This window comes from Marinococcus luteus (genome assembly GCF_900106595.1).
Classification (GTDB): domain Bacteria; phylum Bacillota; class Bacilli; order Bacillales; family Marinococcaceae; genus Marinococcus; species Marinococcus luteus.
The window spans coordinates 134,114-154,303 of the sequence record NZ_FNNC01000003.1 but is presented as its reverse complement, the minus strand read 5'-3'; the positions used below and the strand labels follow the sequence as shown (position 1 = coordinate 154,303).

Annotated in this window: 19 protein-coding genes; 18 read left to right on the top strand and 1 reads right to left on the bottom strand. The window is 50.6% G+C overall.

Annotated elements, in window-relative coordinates:
• Positions 1-10: 10 nt before the first annotated feature.
• From BLV22_RS08240 to BLV22_RS08180, 13 genes are all read left to right on the top strand, one after another.
• Positions 11-1,195: a dihydrodipicolinate synthase family protein gene (locus BLV22_RS08240; RefSeq protein WP_091613784.1), complete on the top strand. Its 1,185-nt coding sequence runs from the start codon at positions 11-13 to the stop codon at positions 1,193-1,195.
• A complete protein-coding gene (locus BLV22_RS08235; protein WP_176967716.1) occupies positions 1,195-2,013 on the top strand; it encodes a sugar phosphate isomerase/epimerase family protein in 819 nt (272 codons plus the stop codon). The genes BLV22_RS08240 and BLV22_RS08235 overlap by 1 nt, the downstream gene beginning before the upstream one ends.
• 70 nt (positions 2,014-2,083) lie before the next feature.
• Positions 2,084-3,163, top strand: coding sequence for a Gfo/Idh/MocA family protein (locus BLV22_RS08230; RefSeq protein WP_091613782.1), 1,080 nt, complete (start codon positions 2,084-2,086; stop codon positions 3,161-3,163).
• 16 nt (positions 3,164-3,179) lie between these two features.
• On the top strand, positions 3,180-4,370 hold the full coding sequence (locus BLV22_RS08225; RefSeq protein WP_091613779.1) for a Gfo/Idh/MocA family protein: 1,191 nt from the start codon (positions 3,180-3,182) through the stop codon (positions 4,368-4,370).
• A 28-nt stretch (positions 4,371-4,398) separates the two neighbouring features.
• Complete coding sequence (locus tag BLV22_RS08220) at positions 4,399-5,430, top strand: aldose epimerase family protein (protein WP_091613776.1); 1,032 nt, start codon at positions 4,399-4,401, stop codon at positions 5,428-5,430.
• Positions 5,431-5,617: 187 nt separating this feature from the next.
• The gene (locus BLV22_RS08215) at positions 5,618-6,658 is read left to right on the top strand and encodes a TRAP transporter substrate-binding protein (RefSeq protein WP_091613775.1); all 1,041 of its coding nucleotides are present in this window, start codon (positions 5,618-5,620) and stop codon (positions 6,656-6,658) included.
• Between the two features lie 24 nt (positions 6,659-6,682).
• Complete coding sequence (locus BLV22_RS08210; protein WP_091613772.1) at positions 6,683-7,189, top strand: TRAP transporter small permease; 507 nt, start codon at positions 6,683-6,685, stop codon at positions 7,187-7,189.
• A complete protein-coding gene (locus BLV22_RS08205; RefSeq protein WP_091613770.1) occupies positions 7,180-8,487 on the top strand; it encodes a TRAP transporter large permease in 1,308 nt (435 codons plus the stop codon). Before BLV22_RS08210 ends, BLV22_RS08205 begins: the two co-directional genes overlap by 10 nt.
• A 194-nt stretch (positions 8,488-8,681) precedes the next feature.
• Entirely contained in the window at positions 8,682-10,769 is a 2,088-nt protein-coding gene (locus tag BLV22_RS08200; protein ID WP_091613768.1) for a bifunctional aldolase/short-chain dehydrogenase, read from the top strand.
• 109 nt (positions 10,770-10,878) lie between these two features.
• Entirely contained in the window at positions 10,879-12,099 is a 1,221-nt protein-coding gene (rhaI, locus tag BLV22_RS08195; protein WP_091613765.1) for an L-rhamnose isomerase, read from the top strand.
• Complete coding sequence (locus tag BLV22_RS08190) at positions 12,096-13,586, top strand: rhamnulokinase (protein WP_091613763.1); 1,491 nt, start codon at positions 12,096-12,098, stop codon at positions 13,584-13,586. Before rhaI ends, BLV22_RS08190 begins: the two co-directional genes overlap by 4 nt.
• A gap of 100 nt (positions 13,587-13,686) precedes the next feature.
• Positions 13,687-14,436 (top strand): sugar phosphate isomerase/epimerase family protein, encoded by a 750-nt coding sequence (locus BLV22_RS08185; protein ID WP_091613760.1) that lies wholly within the window; start codon positions 13,687-13,689, stop codon positions 14,434-14,436.
• 45 nt (positions 14,437-14,481) lie between these two features.
• Positions 14,482-15,054, top strand: a complete 573-nt coding sequence (locus tag BLV22_RS08180; RefSeq protein ID WP_091613757.1) for a thioredoxin family protein — start codon at positions 14,482-14,484, stop codon at positions 15,052-15,054.
• 27 nt (positions 15,055-15,081) lie between these two features.
• Here the strand turns inward: BLV22_RS08180 and BLV22_RS08175 are convergent, their stop codons facing one another.
• Positions 15,082-15,543, bottom strand: coding sequence for an OsmC family protein (locus BLV22_RS08175; RefSeq protein ID WP_091613755.1), 462 nt, complete (start codon positions 15,541-15,543; stop codon positions 15,082-15,084).
• A gap of 140 nt (positions 15,544-15,683) precedes the next feature.
• On the opposite strand from BLV22_RS08175, the gene BLV22_RS08170 reads away from it, so the two are divergent.
• From BLV22_RS08170 to BLV22_RS08150, 5 genes are all read left to right on the top strand, one after another.
• Positions 15,684-16,457, top strand: a complete 774-nt coding sequence (locus tag BLV22_RS08170) for an NAD-dependent epimerase/dehydratase family protein (protein ID WP_176967715.1) — start codon at positions 15,684-15,686, stop codon at positions 16,455-16,457.
• Positions 16,454-16,975, top strand: coding sequence for a GNAT family N-acetyltransferase (locus tag BLV22_RS08165; RefSeq protein WP_091613749.1), 522 nt, complete (start codon positions 16,454-16,456; stop codon positions 16,973-16,975). Before BLV22_RS08170 ends, BLV22_RS08165 begins: the two co-directional genes overlap by 4 nt.
• Before the next feature lie 65 nt (positions 16,976-17,040).
• Positions 17,041-18,132 (top strand): NAD(P)-dependent alcohol dehydrogenase, encoded by a 1,092-nt coding sequence (locus BLV22_RS08160; RefSeq protein WP_091613747.1) that lies wholly within the window; start codon positions 17,041-17,043, stop codon positions 18,130-18,132.
• Positions 18,133-18,189: 57 nt separating this feature from the next.
• Entirely contained in the window at positions 18,190-18,714 is a 525-nt protein-coding gene (locus BLV22_RS08155) for a 5' nucleotidase, NT5C type (protein ID WP_091613744.1), read from the top strand.
• Between the two features lie 124 nt (positions 18,715-18,838).
• Complete coding sequence (locus BLV22_RS08150) at positions 18,839-20,071, top strand: CynX/NimT family MFS transporter (protein WP_091613742.1); 1,233 nt, start codon at positions 18,839-18,841, stop codon at positions 20,069-20,071.
• Positions 20,072-20,190: the final 119 nt, after the last annotated feature.

Below are 20,190 nucleotides of genomic sequence, written 5' to 3'. Positions count from 1 at the left end.
GGCGCGGCTGATGACAAACTATATTTATTTACCGAATGCAGACGGCAGCACGTATAGGTATGAATTGACGCAGACAGAATCCCTGCCGGCGCCTTCGAAAAACGAATTTACTTCCAGGGTAGCTTACTCTGCCGTTCACGTGACAGCGGACCCGTTTGGAAGCAGTGACCCGGTCCGCCGTCCAGCCATTGATTGGGATAAAACGATGGAGTACCGTCATTACCTGTGGTCTCTCGGCCTGTCGGTGGCAGAGGCGATGGATACCGCCCAGAGGGGCATGGGTCTGGTCTGGGAGGATGCTAAAGAACTGATTACCCGTTCGGTCCGGGAAGCTAAAAGCGTGGGCGGCAACATTGCCAGTGGAGCCGGTACCGATCATCTGGAGCCCGGCCCGGACGTAACCATTGACGACGTAGTGCAGGCGTACGAAGAGCAGTGCTCCTTCGTGGAGCGGGCAGGAAGCAAAATTATTATGATGGCAAGCCGGGCTCTTGCCAGAGCAGCTTCAACTGCAGAGGATTACGAATACGTGTACGGCAAAATTCTGGGGCAGGTAAAGGAACCGGTGATTCTTCACTGGCTCGGAGATATGTTTGACCCGAACCTTGCCGGCTACTGGGGGTCAGACGACGTCGATGAGGCAATGGAGGTTTGTCTGCGCGTGCTTCATACACATGCAGATAAAATCGAAGGCATCAAAATTTCGCTTCTGGATGATCAAAAAGAAATCGAGATGCGGCGGAGATTGCCGGAAAGCGTTAGGATGTATACCGGTGATGACTTTAATTATCCGAGTCTGATTGAAGGAGACGAGCAGGGGTACAGCCATGCGCTGCTTGGTATTTTTGACGCGATCGCCCCGGCAGCAGCTTCCGCGCTGAAGGAGCTCGATGCAGGTAATATGAAGAAATATCACGAAATTATGGATCCGACTGTGCCGCTTGCCCGTCACATTTTCCAGCACCCGACATTTGCATATAAAACCGGTGTGGTGTTCTTAGCTTATTTGAATGGCCATCAGCCGCATTTCCGTATGATCGCCGGGGCGGAAAGTGCCCGTTCGATTTTTCATTTCAGCGAATTATTCCGCCTGGCTGACGAAGCCAGGGTCTTCCGGGATCCGGAGCTTGCTGCAGCTCGCATGAAACCGGTGCTTGAGCTTGCCGGGCTTCAGGCAAAGGAGGTATATAAATAATGGCATCTCCTGATATGAATCGTCTGAGCCTGAATCAGATCACCACGGAAAACTGGTCCTTGAAGGAGGCTGCCGAAGGATGCGCCGGACAGCAGATCCCCTGGATTTCTGTATGGCGGCACAAAGTACAGGAAATAGGGTTAAAGGAAAGTAAAAAAATTATCGACGCCAACGGCCTGAAGGTCTCAAGTGTTTGCCGCGGCGGAATGTTTCCAGCCGCCGACAAGGAAGAACGCAGCCGGCGCATCGATGACAATAAACGGGCGGTGGAAGAGGCGGCAGAACTCGGGACAGATGTGCTGGTGCTCGTATGCGGTCCGTCTCCGGATAAAGACCTTATCCAGAGCAGGGAGTGGGTGCGGGAAGGCATTGAAGCAGTACTTCCATTTGCGGAACAGCACGGGGTAAAGCTTGGAATCGAACCGCTTCATCCGATGTATGCGGCGGGCCGTTCGGTCATTACTACCCTCGGGGAAGCCAATCAGCTGCAGCAGCAGGTGGGCAGCAGCCAGCTCGGCGTCGTGGTGGACGTGTTTCACGTATGGTGGGACCCATTCTTATACGAGGAAATCGAACGCGCTGCAAAAACCATTTTAGGCTTTCACGTATCGGACTGGAGTGTGCCGCTGCCGGATATGTTCAAAGGACGCAGTATGATGGGGGAAGGCGTAATTGATATCCCCCGCATCCGCCAGGCGGTTGAAAAACAGGGATACAATGGGCCGATAGAGGTGGAGATTATCAATCAGGCCATCTGGGATCAGCCCGGAGAGCAAACCTTAAAGCAGATGAAAGAAGCTTATCATACCTATGTGTAAACCGATAATAGCGGGGCCGGAAGGCTTGCCGCTATTGTCGTATGTTACAACGCAGAAGGAGAGATGTTTTATGACGAAGCCATCCGAACATACAAATTTTGAGCCCGGGTACCACAGGGAGACTGCTGTCGAAGAAGGAGCCTTGACGATGGCTGCTGCAGGTCTTGAGCATGGCCATATTTATGCTATGTGCCACGGAATGAAAAGCGCCGGAGCGGCAGTCAAATGGGTCTGGGACAACGATCCGGAAAAGGTGCGTGTATTTCAGCAGAGTTTTCCGGAAGCCGAAGCGGCAGCATCACTTTCACAAATTCTGCAGGACGGGGAAGTGAATTTGGTGGCAAGCGCCGCCATCCCTGCAGAAAGAGGCCCGCTTGGCCTCAAAGTGATGGACCACGGCAAACACTACTTTTCCGCTAAGGCCCCGTTTACGACCCTCGAACAACTGCAGCAGGCAGAGGAGAAAACGGAAGCAACGGGACTGAACTGGGCCGTTTTTTACAGTGAACGGCTGCAGGTGGAATGCGCGGGCTTTGCCGGGCAACTGATTGAACAGGGAGCGATTGGAGAAGTCATTCAAGTGCTTGGTACTGGTCCGCACCGTCTGAATATAGATTCGCGCCCGGAATGGTTTTTTCAAAAAGAGCCGACCGGGGGCATTGTATGCGACATTGGGAGCCACCAGATTGAACAGTTCCTCTGGTTCAGCGGCGCCCGGGACGCGGAGGTGCTTAGCAGTACAGCAGCAAATATGGCGCACCCGGAGCATCCGGAATTTGAAGATTACGGCGACGCCCACTTCCGGGGAGACAACGGAGCGGTCCACTATTTTCGCGTTGACTGGTTTACCCCCGATGGCCTGAGCAACTGGGGGGACGGCCGGACAATTATTCTGGGCACGGAAGGGTATATAGAGCTCAGAAAATACGTGGATCTTACAGACAGCGCACGCGGCGAGCGGCTGTACCTGGTTAACCAGGGCGGTGAAAGAAAGTATGATGTAGAAGGCAAGGTAGGATTCCCTTACTTTTTCCGGCTGGCAAAGGATGTAGTGCACGGCACTGCGACAGCCATGCCGCAGGAACATGCGTTTAAAGCGGCGGAATTAAGCCTGAAAGCACAAAAGCAGGCAGTACAGATTAAGCGGTAGCAGGAGGGTGGCAAAAATGGAACAGTCATGCCGGATTGTCCTGGCAGGCACAGCAGGATACGGAGAATTATATTTGCAGACATTAAAAGAACAAAACCGCCTTTCCTGGCTCGAAGGCGTAGTGGACATTTTTCCGGAAAACAGCTCTTTTTATCAGGATATTCAGGCAGCAGGCATCCCGGTATATGAATCACTGGAGGCTTTTTACGCCGAAAAGAAAGCGGAACTGGCAGTGATTGCGACTCCTATTCATCTCCACGCCGCTCAGGCCGTAACAGCGATGAAGGCGGGGAGCCACGTGCTCTGTGAAAAACCGGCGTCGGCGTCGTGGGAGGAAGCGGAAGAAATGCGCCGGGTACGCGACGAAACCGGGAAATTTTTAGCAGTCGGCTTTAACTGGTCGTTTAGTAACGCCATGCTCGAGTTCAAGGAAGATATTCAGGCGGACAAATTCGGCAAACCGCTTCACGGAAGCGCCCTGGTGCTCTGGCCGCGCAACGAAGCATATTACGGACGGTCGAGCTGGGCCGGGAAAAAGTTTGGCACAGGCGGAGCCCCGATTTTTGACAGCGTGGCAAATAACGCAACCGCTCATTTTATGCATAATTTATTTTACGTGCTTGGGGATACGAAAAACAAAAGCGCAAAAATAAATACTCTGGAAATGGAAGTGTACCGTGCCAATTCGATTGAGACATTTGATACATGTGCAATCCGGGCGATGACTGATAGAGGTGTGGGTCTGACATTTTTTGCTTCACATGCGGTTGAAAAAGAAGTAAATCCTTCCTTTTATATGGAGTTTGAAGATGCGGTAGTTTCCTACGAATGGGGAAGCCCGGTGAAAGCATTGTGGCACAGCGGGGCAGAAAAAAGCTATAATGATCCTGAGAGTGAACATATGCATAAACTGGATGTATGTATCGATGCGGTGCTCGGGAATTCCCAGGATATCCGCTGCGGCCTGGAAGCGTCTTACTCTCATCTGCTGACCATTGAAAGCGTGCATCAGGCATTTCCGGAAAGCTATGCGTTTGCGGAGGAGGAGAAACAGGTGAATGCCTCCCTCGGTTTAACGTATGTGCCGGGACTCGCAGAGGTGCTTGAAACCTGCTACGCTGAGCGGAGGCTTCCAGGGGAAACTACAGCCTCCTGGGCACGGGGAAAGAAAATGATGAGCATTAACGACGCCCGCTATCCGTATTGAACATGCATTATACAAGGGGGACAAAAGCATGCTTCAGGAAGAAGAGCTAAAGCACCAGAAAATGCGGAAATGGATAATCCAAAAAGGAAAAAGCCCACGGGTGGAACTGTTAAACCTTGGGGCAAGAATTCAACGGATATGGGCGAAGGACCGTAATGGAATTGAAGAAAATATCCTGCTCAGCTATGCAGGGCCGGAGCAGTACGAACGGGACAGTATTTTTCTTGGCGCAGTCGTCGGCCCGGTTGCCGGACGTATCGGGGAGGGGCATATGACAGCGGCGGGCAGAGAGTACGCCCTGACTATAAATGAAGGCAGGCATCATCTCCACGGAGGAGACGGCGGTTTTGGCAATGTCTACTGGGACGAAGAGACCGGTGAAAATGAACAGGAGGCCTGGGTTCGTTTTTCGATTCAAAGAACGGACGGTACCGACGGCTACCCTGGGAACGTGAAGGCATCTGTCACATACATTGTGGAGGCCGGCGGCGATTTCACCGTCGAATACGAAGGAGAGTCAGATACCGATACCTGGTTCAGCCCAACCCAGCATATGTACATAAATCCGAGCGGAAATAACAAACGTCCGATCACAGAACAGTATGCTGAGATTCACGCATCGGAAGTATTGGAGCTCGATAAGGAGCTGATTCCTACAGGAGAGCTGCTCCCAACGGCGGGAACGCCTTTTGAACTAAACGGGGAAAATCCACTCGGCGATCATATTGACAGCGCCCATGAACAGATACGTGACGTGGCCGCAGGTATTGATCATTTCTTTATTCTCGAAGAAGGAAAAGAACCGCAGGCGAGTGTATGGGATGAGGCCTCAGGACGGCGACTTGATATTATCACAAGCGCCCCGGGGGCTGTGGTGTATACATCAAACGGCATGCCTGAACAGGATTTTGAAGCGGGGCCGAAAGAAAAGCACCGGGGGATCTGCATCGAAACCCAGCAGCTGCCGGTGGATTTTGCTCATTTCGGAAAGCCGACTGGCTACCTGAGTGAGGAAAAACATTTCCAAAGTTCTACAACCTTTCGATTGAACACACGATAACCAAGAAAAAACAACTCCATTGGAGTTGTTTTTTAATCAATTTAAGCACACTCTCTTTGGTTTGTTCTGAAATTGAGAGTAAAATTCTTAATTTAATAAGACGTAATTTTTGAAAGCGCTTAAAATAGTAACAAAGCAGTAGAGATCAGATGTTTCCTTGCTGAAAAAATAGAAAGGGGTTTCTTATATGAAAAAGTGGAAATGGGCACGGGCCGGAACGATAGCATTAACTTCTTCGGCACTGCTGACACTCGCCGGCTGCGGCGGGAGCGGAAGCACTTCATCAGAAGCAACAGAAGCGAATGCAGAAGAAACACAAACATTAACACTTGCACATATTCACAACGATGCAAGTCCTGTATATCAAAGCCTTGAAGATTTTGCCGATAAAGTAGAAGAAAAAACTGACGGAAGCGTAGAGGTGGATATTTACGCAGAGGGGGTACTTGGTGGAGAGACGAAGGTAATGGAACTGGTGCAGAACGGGGTCATTGATATGGCTAAAGTGAACGGAGGGGTCGTCGAAAGCTTTGATCAGCAATTCTCTGTGTTCAGTCTGCCGTATATATTTTCATCTAACGAACAATTCCGCTCATTTATGGAAACGGATACAATTGATGATATGTACAACGATTTATCAGAAGCCCAGCTTCGCGGTATCACTTATTACGATGCAGGGGCACGGAGCTTTTATACGCGTAATACGAAAGTAGAAAGCCCGGAGGACCTTCAAGGGCTGAAAATCCGGACAATGACCAACGTCACCTCGATCGAGACGATGGAAATGCTTGGTGCCTCACCGACACCGCTTGCAGCAACTGAAGTTTATACCTCACTGCAGCAGGGTGTCATTGACGGAGCGGAAAGCAGTCCCATTGCCTTAACGGATGCCAATCACGGTGAAGTGGCAAAACAGTTTTCATTTGATGAGCATACCCGTATACCGGACTTTCTTATGATGAGCGATAACACGTGGCAGGAGTTAAGTGAGGAAGAACGCACGGCCATCCAGGAAGCCGGGGAGGAAACGACGGAAACGCACAATGAGCGCTGGGATGAGATGATTGAAGAAAGCATGCAGCAGGCAGAAGAGGAAATGGGCGTTGAATTCTCTTATCCTGATCAGGAACCATTTCGGGAAAAGGTGGAGCCTCTCATTGAGGAACGAAGGTCGGAAAATCCGGATGTTGATAACGTGATCAGCGAAATTGAAGCAATGGAAGAATAAGTGGACAGGTAAGGGGTGAGGAACATGCAGGCAGTAAAAAAGAGTATTGATATGGTGCTTTTAGTTATTACGAGTGCCCTGGTTATATTCTTAACGGTAGCAGCGATATGGCAGGTATTCACAAGATTTGTGCTTGGGGACCCGAGTATTATTACAGAAGAAGTACTGCGTTTTTCATTGATCTGGATCGCCTTTTTAGGTGGAGCGTACGCATTTGGCCAGGACGAGCATTTGGCCATTTCCTTTTTAAGAGACAAAATTACCGGAAAAGCCCACTTGGGGCTCCGGTGGCTGATAGACCTAATTGTGATTGGTTTTGCGTTGTTCGTTCTGGTGATTGGCGGCTATACGATCGCAAGCGCGACGATGGCGGAGCTTTCACCTATTTTGAGAATACCAATGGGATTGATTTACGGCATACTTCCGGTAAGCGGGCTCATTGTGATTTTCTATCAGATTTACAATATGATGAACCGCCGGGAAGTGGAATCGCCCCGTATTGAAGAAAAGGGGGATCATAAATGGATGTAGCTGTTTGGACCGGCATTATACTATTTGGATTGTTTTTCCTATTCTTATTTATCGGTGTGCCAATCGCGGTAAGTATTGCAGCAGCAACGTTCGCTGCCGCGCTGTTGATTTTACCAGTAGACGCTTCGCTTCTGGCGGTGTCTCAGCAGTTAATTACCGGGGTGGACAGCACCGTGCTTCTCGCTCTTGTATTCTTTATGCTTGCGGGAAGCATTATGAACAACGGTGGTATTGCTCTTCGGCTGATTAACCTGGCCAAGCTGATCGGCGGGCGGATGGCCGGTTCGCTTGCTCATACGAACATTATTGGTAACACACTGTTTGGGGCCATTTCGGGCTCGGCGATTGCAGCCGCGGCTTCAATGGGGAGAATCATGCACCCCCAGCAGGAAAGAGAAGGATATTCTTCTTCCTATTCAGCAGCAGTTAACATTGCTTCAGCACCGACCGGGCTGATCATCCCGCCAAGCGGTATGCCGATTATCTATTCACTGTTAACTGGCGGAACATCCATCGGCGCTTTGTTTATCGCCGGGTATTTGCCGGGGCTCCTGATGGTCGGACTATTAATGATTGTTGCCTACATTCTTGCCAAGCGTGCGAAGTATCCTGTGGCTGATAAGACAGGAGGCGGTGAAGCGATAAAAATCATCTGGCAGGCCGTGCCGAGCTTGTTTTTGATTGTAGTCGTCATTGGCGGTATTGCCGGCGGGATATTTACAGCAACGGAAGGGGCTGCAGTAGCAGTATTCTACGCGCTTCTGCTTTGCTTAGCTTATCGCAGCCTTTCACTCTCAGATTTTCCAAAGATTTTGAAGGAGACCGTTTCCTACTCGGGCATCATTCTGCTTTTGATCGGTGCATCGACGGCGATGAGCTGGGTGCTTGCCTACGCGGAAATTCCGCAGTCACTCACTAACGCAATGCTCTCTGTTACAGATAACACCATCATTTTATTACTTATTATGCTTTTGATTTTGTTAGTTGTCGGTACGTTTATGGACGTAGCGCCGGCCCTGCTGATTTTCACCCCAATCATGTTCCCGGTGGCTACAGAGATGGGTATTCACCCGGTACACTTCGGGATGATTATGGCAATGGCACTTGCAATCGGGGTTACGACGCCTCCAATTGGAACTGTGCTGTTTATCGGCAGCAGTGTCAGTAAAGTATCGATTGAAAAGATTATACCAAAGCTGATGATGTTTTATGTGCCGCTTGTCGCAGCACTTGTCTTAGTGGCATTTATTCCAGAAATCAGTTTGTTTCTGCCAAGGCTGTTCGGCCTGGTGGAATAACAGCGTGCAAAGCAGTCCTGCGTGGAGCAGGGCTGCTTTGCTCATAATAAAATAAGTTTTAAAAATTGAAAGTGAGAGCGAAAAATAATAGTGAATTTTATTTGTTTTATTTTGTTTTATGTTTGTTTTTACCGTGATTTATGATAGTATAAATATATGAAAACGCTTAAAGAAGATTAAATGGAGGGTGAAGAATGATTACAAACGTTAAAAAGGTGAAAAACCTCTGGAACGAAAATGAAGCATCCAAGTTCAAGACCGGCGTAGAGCAGCTTCGCTATCGTTCCAACTTGCTGGGAGAGGACCGTTCGGTATGCAACTGGGGCGGTGGAAATACGTCGCTGAAAACAACGGAAAAAGATTTCCGTGGACGGGATATTGAAGTAATGTGGGTGAAGGGGAGCGGATCGGACCTTGCGACCATGGAAGAAAAACACTTTACTGCTTTGAGTATGGAAGATATCCGCCCGTTAATGGAGCGCGAAGAAATGCCGGACGAAGAAATGGTAGCGTACCTGCGTCACTGCATGATTGACCCGGGCCATCCGCGTTCATCCATTGAAACGCTTCTCCACGCTTTTCTGCCTTTTAAACACGTGGATCATACGCACCCGGATGCCATTATCAGTATTTGCTGCGCAGACAACGGCAAAGATATTGCCCGGGAAATATTCGGGGACCGTTTTGTCTGGGTACCATACGTACGTCCGGGATTCACGCTGTCCAAAATGATCGCCGAAGGCGTACAGAGCAATCCGAATGCAGAAATGGTGCTGATGGAAAAGCACGGTCTGGTTACATGGGGAGAAACCTCGAAAGAAAGCTATGACCAGACTATAGAAGTAATTCAGGAAGCAGAAGACTATATTGTAAAAAAGCAGGAAAGTCAACAGTCCGTGTTTGGAGGCGAACATACGAAGGCACTGCCGGAAGAAGAACGCAAAGAACTGCTTGCCGGAGTCATGCCGGTTATTCGCGGAGCAGTAAGCGACCATAAAAAAATGATCCTTTCTTACTCGGACGATGAAGCAGTGCTGGAGTTTGTGAACAGTAAAGACGCACCTGAGCTTTCCCAGGTGGGGGCTGCCTGCCCGGATCACCTAGTGCATACGAAACGAACGCCTCTGTTTGTTGACTGGAAGCCATCAGAGGGCCAAGACGCTCTGGTTGAAAAAGTAAAAGCAGGAATCGAGACATACAAGCAGGAATACACCAAGTACTTTGAAAGAAACAAAAATGAAGGCGACACAATGTTTGAGCCGGCACCACGCGTCATTTTAATTCCAGGCGTAGGCATGGTCAATACCGGCAAGGACAAGCGGATGGCAAACGTGAGCGGAGCACTTTACCACCGGGCGATTGCTGTAATGAAAGGAAGCACAGCTCTCGGATCGTTCGTTTCGCTGTCGGAAAATGAATCCTACAACGTGGAGTACTGGCCGCTCGAGCTGTATAAGCTTTCTCTTGCTCCGCCGGAAGCAGAGTTCTCGAGGCAGGTGGCATTTATTACTGGAGGAGCCGGCGGTATCGGATCGGCGGCCTGCCGTGAATTGATTGGAGACGGTGCCCATGTTGTGCTTGCCGACTTAAACGCTGGTGGGGCTAGGGAAAAAGCGGAGGAATATACTCGGACGTACGGAGAAGAAAGAGCCTATGCCGTAGCGATGGATGTGACTTCTGAAGAAGCTGTCGCGGCTTCCTTTAAAGAAGCGGCTCTCCAGTACGGGGGCGTGGATATCATCGTAAATAACGCCGGCCTGGCATCTTCAAGCCCGCTTGAAGAAACGACGCTGAAGCAGTGGCAGTTGAATATGGACGTGCTCGGCACCGGCTACTTCCTGGTGGCCCGTGAAGCGTTCACTCAGATGAAAGCGCAGGGAACTGGAGGAAACATGGTCTTTGTCGGATCTAAAAACTCGGTATATGCCGGGAAAAACGCGGCAGCGTACAGCTCGGCAAAGGCGCTCGAAACACATCTTGCGCGCTGCATCGCAGCCGAAGGCGGGGAGTACGGTATCCGTGTAAACTCTGTTCTTCCAGACGCAGTACTGCAGGGATCGAAAATCTGGTCCTCTTCGTGGAAGGAAGAGCGGGCGGCGGCCTACGGTATTGAGCCTGACGAGCTCGATGAACACTACCGTAAACGCACAACGCTTCTCGTTAATATTTATCCGGAGGACATTGCAGAAGCGATTGCTTTCTTTGCTTCAACGAAATCAGAAAAAACGACCGGATGCATGCTGACCGTAGACGGCGGTGTACCAGCGGCCTTTACACGCTAAACGAAACAAGGAGCTGCCCACCGGGGAACCCGGCGGGCCAGCCCCTCCTGAGTAAAGAGGACAGGCAGCGGTACGGCCCGCTTTTGAAATAGAGATAGGAGGATAACACATGAGTGATCGTCATTATACATTATTCGAAGAACAGCAGCAGGCAAGGGGCATTGACCTCGAAGCGGTGAAAAAGAAGCTGCAGAAGCTGCAGGTCGAAACTCCTTCCTGGGGCTTTGGAGATTCCGGCACACGTTTTAAAGTATTCCAGCAGGAAGGTATACCCCGCGATCCTTTTGAAAAATTAGAGGACGCCGCTCAGGTGCACAAGCACACCGGTTCCAGCCCTTCAGTGGCGATTCATATTCCGTGGGATAAAGTGGATAATTACAAAGGATTGAAAGCGCATGCAGAAAGTCTTGGTGTAAGTATTGGAGCAGTGAACCCGAACCTGTTTCAGGATGACGATTATAAATTCGGCAGCTTAACCAATACTGACCCGGCGATTCGACGGAAGGCACTTGATCATCTGCTTGAATGCATTGGCATCGCCCGGGAAGTAGACTCTAATGTGTTAAGCCTCTGGTTTGCCGACGGTACCAATTATCCAGGGCAGGCGGATTTTCGAAAGCGGAAAAACTGGATGCTTGAAGGGCTGAAAAGCATGTATGACGAGCTGGACGATTCGATGCGCATGCTGATTGAATATAAGTTTTTCGAACCGGGATTTTATCACACTGATTTTGCAGACTGGGGGATGGCATTTAACGCAGCCAACAAGCTTGGCAGTAAAGCGGAAGTACTGGTGGATACCGGACACCATCCCCAGGCGACCAATATCGAGCACATTGTGGCATACCTGCTCGACGAACAGAAGCTGGGGGGTTTTCACTTTAACAGCCGCAAGTATGCAGATGATGATCTTATTGTCGGCGCCCATGATCCATACGAAATATTTTTGATTCTCCAGCAGATTGTGCAGGCTGAGGAAGATCCGGATCCGGCGGTTCGCCAAAACGCCGAAAACATTGCTTACATGCTTGACCAGTGCCACAACCTGGAGCCGAAAATCCCGGCCATGATCCGTTCAATTGAAAACGTTCAGACGATGTATGCCAAGGCGTGCCTGGTGAATTTGGAGGAGCTTAGGAACGCTCAGGAAAAGCAGGACGTTCTGGGTGCCGAACGCGCGATCCGGTCCGCCTTTGAAGCTGATGTTACACCGCTTCTTGAAGCGTTCCGTGAAGAAAAAGGCGCTTCGGTAAAGCCGATGGATGCCTACCGCACAAGCGGCTATGGGGAAAAAATTCTCTCCCGCGGCAAAGGTGGTGCCAGCTGGTGAGTGTACTCGCGTTCGATTTAGGGGCAGGCAGCGGAAGAGCCGTGCTTGGCTGGATCGAAGCCGGGCGGCTCGAAACCATGGATGTGCACCGCTTTAAAAATGAACCGGTACGGGTAAATGGCCGGTTTCATTGGGACATTTACCGTATTTTTCACGAGTTGAAAGAAGGCATTCGTTCTGCTTACGAAGAACGGCAGGACATTGAAAGCATCGCCATCGACAGCTGGGCGGTCGACTTCGGCTGTTTGGGGCAGGACGGAGAGCTCCTGCGTCATCCGTATCATTACCGCGATGCTCATACAGATGGAGTGATGGAGCAGGTAACGGAGCGTATCGGCAAAAAATTTATTTTTGAACGCACTGGCATTCAGTTTCTGCCATTTAACACTATTTATCAGCTTGAAGCGATGGTGAAGGCCGATTCCCCGGTTTTAAAGGAAACGCGGATGCTCTTAATGATTCCTGATCTGCTGCGCTACTTTTTAACTGGAGAAATGAAAAGCGAATTTACGAATGCGACTACGACTCAGCTGTTTAACCCCCGGACGATGGACTGGGACGAAGAGCTGTTAAAAGCCGTCGGCGTACCGCGGGAGTGGATGGCCGAGGTCGTGATGCCGGGCACCAGGGTTGGAGAACTGCGTGAAGATCTGCAGCACGAGCTGCAAGTGCCGGCAATACCTGTCTACACAAGCGCCGAACATGATACGGGGGCAGCGGTGGCCGGCGTTCCGGCTGAATCCTCCTCCTTTGCTTATTTGAGCTGCGGTACATGGTCGCTGATGGGTACAGAGATCGAAGAGCCTGCTACGACTCCAGAAGCGTTTGAATGGAATTTCACCAACGAAGGTGGCATCGAGCGGACCTTCCGGCTGCTGAAAAATATTATGGGGTTGTGGATTTTCGAAGAATGCCGGCGTGCCTGGCGCGGCGATGATGTTTCCCATGAAGCGCTGCTTGAACAGATGGAAGAGGCGCCGGCCTTTCAGTCATTTATCGACCCGGATGACCTCCAGTTTCTGCATCCGGCAGACATGCCGTCCCAAATCCAACAGTACTGCCGGGAGACCGGGCAAAAAGTCCCTGAAACGAAAGGGGAGATCGTGCGGTGCATCATGGAGAGTCTGGCCATGAAATACCGTCACGTACTCGAGCGTACAGAACAGCTTTCCGGGCAGTCTTTTTCCGGGCTGTACATGGTTGGAGGGGGCATTAAAAATACACATCTGTCCCAGTTTACAGCAAATGCACTTGGGCGTAATGTTTGGGCTGGACCGAAGGAAGCGAGTGCTCTCGGTAATATTACGGTGCAGCTGACCGCTGCCGGAAAAATCAAGGACCGCCACGAAGCGCGTAAATATATCCGTGCAGCAGTGGAAGTAAACGCCTTTTCCCCGAAAGAGCATACTGCCTGGAATACGGAATACGAGTCGTTCTGTAAAAAGACGGGCCTTGGAAACGGTTTGTCCAAAGTAAAAAAAGCGTAATGAGAAAGGTTTCCGGGCTTCTGTTCCGGAGGCTTTTTTTGTATAGAACAGTAAAACCGTATATACTATATGTAAACGTTTACCAAAAGGAGATGAATCTATGAAAATCGCACTGCAGCTTTACACGCTCCGAAATGAGCTTGAAGAGGATTTTATCGGTACGCTTCAGCAGGTGAGAACCATGGGATACAAAGCGGTGGAGCTGGCCGGCCAGAGCGGTGGCTTCGGTACAGAGGAACTCGCGGGGACGATGAAAAATATTGGCCTTCAGATAGTATCGAGCCATGTGCCGCTCGAGCAGCTGCAGGATGACCTGGACGGGGTGATACAAAAGCATCTGGCGCTTGGATGCCGCCACATTGTCTGCCCCTATCTTGATGAGGAAAAACGCTTGAGTCTGAAAGCTTATAAGCAGACGGCAAAGGAATTAAACAGGATCGGAAAAGCGTGCCGGAAGGAAGGCATCACGTTTTCGTATCATAACCATGATTTTGAACTGCTTCCGCTCGAAGGGCGACTACCGTTTGAAGTGATGCTTGAGGAAATGAAACCGGAGCACGTGCAGGTGGAGCTCGATACATACTGGGTGCAGAAGGCTGGGGAAGACCCTTTTGCCTGGATGGAACAACTCAGGGACCGGCTTTCGCTTGTGCATATTAAAGATATGACCGCAGACGGCGAGGAGTTTTTTGCTGAGCTCGGCGAAGGGAAAATGGATATTGAGGAGATTATGAAAAAAGCAGAGGAGTCCGGGGCTTCCTGGCAGGTCGTGGAGCAGGACGCTTCGCGACGGAATCCGCTGGAAAGCGTGCGTATAAGCATGGATTATATTCAGAATACATTTGTTTAAAGAAACGGCGGCCGAGGTAGAGAACTATCAAGGAGGACGATAATTATGCCATCCGCATTTGATATTTCAGATAAAACAGGCCATGGCCTGGCCGTAGACGATTTTGTTGAACGCATGCGCCCCACGTACCGGGAGAAAATGGAGCCGTGGCAGGCTGCTTTTTCCTGGAAGCATCACCCGGAGGATAAGCTGCTCGCCCTGCAGTCGCGGGATGATCTGCACTGCGCTGTGCTTGCCTCCGACTGGTGCGGGGACGTGCACCGGAACTTTCCGGTAATCGTGGAAGTAATGCGAAAAGCCGGCGTTCCGGTGGAGGTGTTTATCCAGGAGGAGCACCCGGAATTTATCGATCAATTCCGGACCCTCGGCGGCACGTCAGTACCAAAGGTGGTCGTTTCTGATGAACACGGAAAGGTTTATTTCAGCTGGGGGCCGAGGCCCGCTTTTATCCAGGAGCCGATGAAGCATTTCAAAAGCCTTGGTTTGACAGAAAATGATGAAACGTACGCAGATGAACGCTCAGCAGCATATGAAAGTATTTTTTCAAGATATGGCGACGACGCAGACTACCAGCGGCTGGTCGTATACGAACTCACCAATCTGCTCGAGCAGTGCTGACAGCTCTCATAAAAAGCCCGTGCCTTTTCAGGTACGGGCTTTGTCTGTGCGGAGGAGTGTTGGTTCGAGCGTAAGCTCCACGTTCCCCTGGATGGCCCGGGAAATCATACAGGCTGCTTCCGCTTTTTCAATCAGCTTCTGCGCTTTGTCGAACTGTTTGTCGGAAGCGCCGGCTTCGAGGGTGATCACCGGGCGATGGATAATTTCTTTATACGTAAACACGCCGTTTGTGACATCCACACGGCCTTCGCTCGTATGCGCCATGGAGTCGACCGGCAGCTCCGCCCGTTCAAGCATGGCACCGAGTGTAATGATATAGCACGTAGCTGCGGCGCCTAAGAGCATTTCATCGGGGTTTGTGCCAACGCCCGGCCCGTCCATTTCTTCAGGAATGGAAATATCCGTTTTCAGCTTCCCGGCATCAATAGAGCCGACGGCATTGCGCCCGCCTGGCCAATCCGCCGTTAAATGGAAGTGTTCGATAGCCATAATGCATCCCTTCTTTATACAAAGTCTTTCCTTGAGGATAAAAAATAAAAAAAAGAAAAGCAAAAAAAGTGCCTGCAGCAGGTTTCAAATAATAGGAAAAGGTTTATGGAAGAGTATGCTTTAAAACGGGAGGCATGCACATGCAGAAGGTATTACTTACAGGAGCAGCAGGTACAATCGGTACCGTACTCAGAAACTATCTATCGAAGCGTTTTGACCTGGTACTGACAGACGCGAAGGCTCCGGAGGATTTAACAAGCGAAGAAGCATTCATGGAAGCGGATATTACAAGCAAAGCGGAGGTCCGTGAGCTGATGCAGGGAGTGGATGCGGTGATCCATCTGGGAGGTATCCCGGTTGAGTCAGACTTTGAATCAATTGAGCAGGTGAACATAAAAGGCACGTTTCATGTGATGGAGGCAGCAGCCGAGGCTGGCGTGGAACGATTGATTTTTGCTAGCAGCATCCATGCGGTCGGCTTTTATCCAGCGGACGAATGGGTGGACGAAGCTTCACCGGTGCGTCCTGACACGCTTTATGGAGTCAGTAAAGCATACGGGGAAGCGCTCGGACGCTATTACCACGATAAATTTGGGCTGAAAGGCATTGGGGTGCGTATCTGTAATTTTCAGGACCGGCCGGCGTCCGAACACGATTTGGAAAACTGGTTCAGCCCCCGTGATGCAGAGCGCTTATTTGAAGCAGCGCTCACATGCGCATTGCCTGAGTACCTGATTGTTTACGGTATTTCAAACAACACCCGGGCGAGATTTAAAAATACCCGGGCAAAAGAGATTGGCTACGAGCCAGAGGAGAATGCAGAAGACTACGCCGGTGAAGTGGAGGCAGGGAGCCATCCGAAAAAAGGAGGAGACTTTACGGCGAAGGATTTCGGAAAAGAGAGCGGGCGGTGAGACGTGTGCAGGAAGCAGAGTTGAAGGTTTTAGGAGGCGGAGACGCTGAAGCATACGCAGAGCTTCGGATGCAGGCCCTGGAGGAGAGTCCGGAGGCCTTTGCTTCAACCTTGGAGGAGGAAAGACAGAATCCGGACCTGGTCAGAAAATATAAAGAAAGGCTGGAGGGAAGCCGGTCTTTTACATGGGGCATCAAAGCCGGAAATGAGCTTGCGGGTGTCATCACTTTGCTCCCGATGCAAATGCAGAAGCTTCAGCATAAAGCGACGATTCTGGCTATGTATGTAAAGCCTGCGTTCAGAGGGTACGGGTTTGGAAGCAGGCTCGTAGAAGCTGCTTTGAAGCAGGCAGACAAAGACGGGGTGGAGCAGGTGCAGTTAACCGTAGTGAGTGGAAACGGGCATGCGGTCCGCCTGTATGAAGCCTGCGGCTTTTCTGTTTTTTCGACAGAAAAAGAAGCGATGAAAACAGCAGACGGCTACGATGACGAGCACTGGATGGTTTGTTTTTTGAAATAACGCAAGCCATCAGGATCTGTTTCTATTCCTGCCATCCAGGGAAGAACGAAGCAGGAGGGATAACAATGAAAATCCAGGCAGCGGTGGTCAGTGAAAAAGCTGGCGCCATTCAGCATACAGAAGCAGAACTCGACGAACCGAAAACAGGAGAAGTGAAAGTGAAAATTACTGCAGCCGGTATTTGCCATACTGATCTCGGCGTGCAGCAGCAGGAGATTCCGACACCGCTTCCGATTGCTTTAGGGCATGAAGGAGCCGGTGTGGTGGAGAAGGTCGGCGACGGGGTCCAGGATGTAGAGCCCGGCGACCACGTGGTTATCACGTTTTCGCACTGTGGAACGTGCCGTAACTGCCGGGAAGGACACCCCGGGGCATGTGAAAATTTTAATGCCCTGAATTTTGGTGGCACCATGAACGACGGCACCCGCCGTCTTCACAGTGAAGACAGTGAAGTTTCTTCTTTGTTCGGGCAGGGATCGCTTGCCACCTATGCTGTGACACCCGTCAATAATGTAGTAAAAGTTCGCCGCGACGTAGATATCCGTCTGCTCGGGCCTTTAGCCTGCGGTGTCCAGACGGGTGCAGGCACGGTACTCAGCCGTTTGAACGTAGGCGTTGGCGATACGATAGTCGTTTTTGGCTGCGGAGGAGTCGGTATGAGTGCCGTTATGGCCGCACACCTCGCCGGTGCCCTGCAGATCATTGCTGTAGACGTTAATGAAGAGCGTCTGGAGCTGGCGAAAGAGCTCGGAGCAACGCATGCCATCAATGGTAAAAAGGAAGATGTAGTTGAAAAAGTGAAGGAGTGGACCGATGGCGGGGCAGACTACGCGCTTGAATCCACTGGAGTGGCTGCCCTGGCAAAACAGGCGATGGACGTGCTCCGCTATAAAGGGGAGTCTGCTGTCGTCGGTGCCGGTGCAGATACCGAATTTCACGTGCACCAGAACTTCATCGTGCCAAACGCCACTATGTCAGGTGTCGTAGAGGGAGATGTCGTGCCGAAGCTGTTCATTCCGATGCTTGTGGAATATTACAAGCAGGGCAAATTTCCTTTTGATAAATTGATTACCATGTATCCATTTGAAAATCTGGAGCAGGCTCTTGAAGATATGAAAGCAGGCAAAACGATCAAGCCAGTAATTACATTTGAATAACAGACGGAAGCTGCGCAGATGCGCGGCTTCTTCTTACTGTAAACAAGGAGGTTTCACATGGAACGGATAGCGATTGATATGGATGAAGTAACGGTAAATACGCTGCCAACGCTTCTACATAGGTTTAATAGGGATTACGGGTACAGTGTTACGGCTGAAGACCTTAAAGGCATGAAGCTCGAAGCACTGCATCCGGAGCTTCATGATGAGATTAAAGCTTATTTCTACGAGCCGTCCTTTTTTCGTCATCTGCAGGTCATGGACGGGGCGCCGGAAGTAATCGCCCAGCTTGCCAGGCAATATGAAGTGTTTATTACGACAGCAGCGATGGAATTTCCACCATCGTTTGCGGCAAAATATGAGTGGCTGAAAAACAATCTTTCTTTTTTGGGAGACATGAATTTTGTGTTCTGCGGCGACAAAAGCATCATTCATGCAGATTATTTGATAGATGATAACGCCAGACACTTCGAGCGTTTTGACGGCAAAGGGATTTTGTACACTGCCCCGCATAATGTTTATGAAACTGCTTATGCAAGAGTTGATCATTGGGAAGACATTCGACGCTATTTTTTAACATAAAGGCTGCGTTGTTCTGAAATTGAGAATCGAGGCACTGGCAGGAAGAAAGCAGAGAAAGGTTGTTGTACAATAAAAAAGGATGTAGAGTAAACCAATATGAAAAGCGTTTGTAGGAGAGAGAAGCATGCAGAATAAACAGACAGGAGAAAGGCTGCAGCAACGGGGACAGCATCTATCAACAGCACAGCTTGCCCTGCTGTTTGCTGGAATCATTATGCTCGCGGTCAATCTCCGGCCGGCGTTAACAAGCGTCGGACCGTTAATACCGTTAATCCGGGAAGATATTTCCCTGACAAGAGGAACGGCTGGTTTGATTACGACGCTGTCGCTGCTGACATTTGCGGCAGTTTCGCCGGTGGCGCCAAAAATCGGATCAAAAATTGGGCACCAGCGGGCTTTGATGGTTGGTGTTATCGTACTCATTGCGGGTATTGTCATGCGCTACGTGCCTGAGGCTGTATTTTTGTTTGCCGGGAGTCTGCTTGTAGGAGCGGGCATTGCGATGCTCAATGTGCTCCTTCCCGGCGTCATTAAAGAGTCATTTCCACACAATATCGGTGTAATGACTAGTATTTACACGACTACGATGGTATTAATGGCCGCGGTCGGGTCAGGGGTTTCGGTGCCGCTTGCGTCCAGCGCCGGGCTGGGGTGGCAGTGGTCGCTCCTGTTCTGGGTCGTCCCCGCGATAGCAGCGGTGCTGTGCTGGGGGTTTGTGCTGAAAAACAGGCAGCTGCAGATGCCGGGCCGCGTGAGAGCGGTGGAGCGGAGCAAGTCTGAAGGATCAATTTGGAAGTCACCGCTTGCCTGGCAGGTAACATTGTTTATGGGCCTGCAGTCCATCGGTTTTTACGTGACCATCACCTGGCTGCCGGATATTTTAAATAATCTTGGAAACATGCCGCTTGCAGCCGCGGGCTGGCTTGTGGCCCTTATGCAGATCGCAAGTCTTCCGGCTACATTTTTAACGCCGATTCTTGCCGGCAGGTTCCGTAACCAACAGGGCATTATTGCCGTAATCGGTGTGGTTGCGGTGCTTGGCCTGGGGCTGCTTATGACAAATACATCGCCGTTTATGCTCACAGTCGCAGTACTGTTTATCGGCCTCGCGCAGGGCGGAAGCATCAGCCTCGCACTGGCTTTGTTGAGCATCCGTGCTTCGACTCCGCAGCGGGCAGCGGATTTATCCGGAATGGCCCAGTCGGTGGGTTATTTTATGGCTGCGCTCGGACCGATTCTGGTAGGAGCTTCCTTTGATGCCTGGGAAACATGGATGCCTGCGCTGCTTATTTTAATGATTGTTTCGGTTCTGCAGGTGGGTGCCGGCATGGGCGCCGGCCGTAACAAAGAAGTATAGATATTGAAGGCTTTCCAGGATGGAAAGCCTTTTTTATGCAGATTTTGTCAGCGGGGAAGCGGGATATGATAAGCTTAGTCATATAAATAATGCAATGAAACATACAAAGGAGAGAGGGC